Below are 3,101 nucleotides of genomic sequence, written 5' to 3'. Positions count from 1 at the left end.
TATAAAAATAAGTAAAATTATGTATAAATATGTTAGCAAATACTCTTAATTTATGTCAAATTATATGTCTCTCCATTGTATGCAAAATTTAATGTGTAAAGCATGTATTTTAATCAGAAGGGCTGATATTTAAGGGTGCAGCACAAAATATATAGTATACTTTGTGGTAGCTTTAACAAATACTTAAAAATTTGCTGTATATTCTTTCTAGATTTTATTTTAAAGACCCATCTGTTTGCAATGAGAGATATCTCTCTTCTTTTTTTAACTTATCTTTCTGTGTTAACTTCAAGTTAACATTTTGTTTACTTATACCTTTTTTTAAATCTTTTTATTTATACTTTTACTTTTATCAAAATATCTTGGTACTCTCTTTCTTAAATCTTGTTTTTAAATTCTTTTGATTGTCTGATTAATTGCCTTGTCCACAAGCACTAGATGCTTGTTCTGTAAATTTATCTAATTCACCCCCCAAAGCACCCTTTACTACTTCTTTAAATGTTTCTTTTTGTTGTTCTGCGTCATCTCCTGTGCATTTTGCAAGTTCTGATTGAATGTGATCAAGAGCTTCTTTTATTTGAGATTCTTCTGCATTTAGAAAATTGTTAAAATCAGATTCACTACTTAAAGCTTCTTTTAAAAAATCTAGGCCCTGTTTTTGATTGTCACTTAACTTTTCTCTCAAATCTTCTTCAGGTGTTTTTTGTGCTTCTACTTGTTGTTCTAAGTCTCTTTTATTTCTGCTCTTAATTCCTTTATTTGTATTATTATCTTGTTCACAACTACTCATTAATAGTAATAAAATCAAAGTAAAATTGGTTATTTTCATATAAAATCTCCTCATTTTAATACATATTTGTGATTTTAAAATATACAGCGATTATTGTTATGTTGTATGAATTACTTTGATTATTATTTGATTAGCAACTACGATTTAGTAGTTGCTAAATGTTTACTTATCTTCAGTTAATAATTTGGTTTGTTACTAATTTTTAATCTGTCAATAATTTAGATATATCTGTATAGATTTTACTATTTTTATTTTCAAGTATGTCTTTCATTATTTGAAATTTTTTTTCATTAGTATCGTGGTCTTTAATTAGTGAATGTATAAGATACTCAAAAAATGAGCTTACATGGTTAACAGGGAAACCTCCAGTTTTATTTCCATACAGTCTTGCATAATATTGACGGCTGGTTCTGTATGTGTCATATAAATATTCAGAAAAAGCACCTTCTACATATTGCATAATAGTCATCTGACTGTTAAGGGTTTTTACTTTCGTATCTAGACAATTATATGCATAAATGAAGGCCTTACTTAATTCTTCTTGTTGTTGTGTTTGTGCCTTATCTAAAATCCAAGTCTCAAACCCCTTGTAGTTGTTTATTGAATCTCGGGATTTTGTATCTTTTTTATATTTTAATTTGAGATTTTTTTGTGCTATATCCAGCCCGTACATTAATAGGTTAAATCTATTTTTTTCTTCAGTATCTGAAGTGATTTTTTGTAGGGGAGATTCATCTGTAGATCTAGTAATTCGGGAAGCTTTACCCCTTACTTGATCTGGGTTTTTATTTGAATTGCAGCCATACAAAAATAATATAATGCAAAGTATCAATATACTTCTATTTTTCTTCATAAAATATTCTCCTCATTTTACGGATTATACATTATACTTTGCTCTAAGTATATACTTATAAGCTTTTTTTCGTTGATTTTGTAAAATTATTATTTTGTTATAGAGTTTATGTTAAACTAAATTAATTTTTTGTTAAATTATAAGGTTGAAGAGATATGAATAAAGTAAAGAGGGCATATGAAGATTATGCCATGTATTTTAATGAAGATCGATTAAGTGATGCTGAAATAGCAAAAGAGCTTTGTGTGTCACGAGCTAATGTATGTAAGATGAGACAAAAATGGGAGATTAGTCAAGATAATCCAAAAGAGTTTGATAGTGATAATAAAATAACCATTTGTAAAACTACTCTTAATAGTGTCTTAGATCGAGTACTTGAAAACAATGCCAAAGCACGTGAGCTTAAAAGTCAATTTAGTATAACGAAAAGTCAACTTGGACTTAAGTTTATGAAGGCATTTAATAATTATTTAGAATTAGAACTTGAGGATTGTATAGAAGAAATAGATCTATTGGAGAGAGAGATTAAAATGAGTAAAAAGAAAGGAAATAGTAGAGAACTTCAAGATAAGAAAATTAAACTTAAAGATTTAAAACGTGAGAAAGAAGATAAAACAATGAAGTTATGTTATGAAACAATGAAGAAACTCAAAATCGCAGACTTAGATGAGGGTAGATTTAAGTTTGGAGGATAAATAAATGGATATATACAGTAGTAGTATTTTTAAGTCTCTGCAAAGGGAATATAAGCGTGATTTTGGGATTGATATTGCGTCTTTTATTAAAGCAAAACCAGTAGTTGTTGATTTTAAAAGCTTTGAAAAGAAGTTCTTAAATAAAAAACAACGTAAAGTGTTACGTGATATTGAAAAGAATAATCAAAACAAGGTTATTTTATCAGGTGGAATTGCAAGTGGTAAAACATTTTTGGCTTGTTATTTATTCTTAAAAACTTTACTTAAAAATAGGCATCTTTATAGTCAAGATACCAATAATTTTATATTAGGCAACTCACAGAAGGCATTAGAAATTAATGTTACAGGCCAGTTTGAAAAGCTTGCTAATATGCTTAAAATACCTTTTGTTCCTAAATATTCAAATACGTCATATTTTGAAATTAATTCTTTAAGGGTTAATTTATATGGTGGTGATAAAATAAGAGATTTTGAAAGATTTAGAGGATCGAATTCTGCTGTTATTTATGTTAATGAAGCAACAACGCTGCATAAAGAGACATTAAAAGAAGCGCTTAAGAGACTAAGAATAAAACCAGAGTTTATTGTTTTTGATACTAATCCTGATCATCCGGAGCATTATTTTAAAACAGATTATATTGATAATAACACGATATATTCTACATATAATTTTACGACATATGATAATGAGGCAATTTCAAAGGAATTTATAAAGACCCAAGAAGAACTTTATAAAGACTTTCCAACATATAAAGCCAGTGTA

4 protein-coding genes are annotated in these 3,101 nt (G+C 27.6%); 2 read left to right on the top strand and 2 right to left on the bottom strand.

The annotated features are described in order from the left end of the window. Positions 1–412 precede the first annotated feature (412 nt). Positions 413–829, bottom strand: a complete 417-nt coding sequence (locus tag U880_RS0100795) for an Mlp family lipoprotein (protein ID WP_024654396.1) — start codon at positions 827–829, stop codon at positions 413–415. A 163-nt stretch (positions 830–992) separates the two neighbouring features. Next, positions 993–1,643, bottom strand: coding sequence for a hypothetical protein (locus U880_RS0100790; RefSeq protein WP_024654395.1), 651 nt, complete (start codon positions 1,641–1,643; stop codon positions 993–995). A gap of 155 nt (positions 1,644–1,798) precedes the next feature. Between U880_RS0100790 and U880_RS0100785 the strand changes: the two genes are divergently transcribed. Further along, the gene (locus U880_RS0100785; RefSeq protein WP_024654394.1) at positions 1,799–2,338 is read left to right on the top strand and encodes a DUF603 domain-containing protein; all 540 of its coding nucleotides are present in this window, start codon (positions 1,799–1,801) and stop codon (positions 2,336–2,338) included. A 4-nt stretch (positions 2,339–2,342) separates the two neighbouring features. After that, on the top strand, positions 2,343–3,101 hold a 759-nt coding region (locus U880_RS0100780), incomplete at its 3' end, for a PBSX family phage terminase large subunit (RefSeq protein ID WP_024654393.1).

Source organism: Borrelia hispanica CRI (assembly GCF_000500065.1).
GTDB lineage: Bacteria > Spirochaetota > Spirochaetia > Borreliales > Borreliaceae > Borrelia > Borrelia hispanica.
This window is presented reverse-complemented; position numbering and strand designations above follow the sequence as displayed.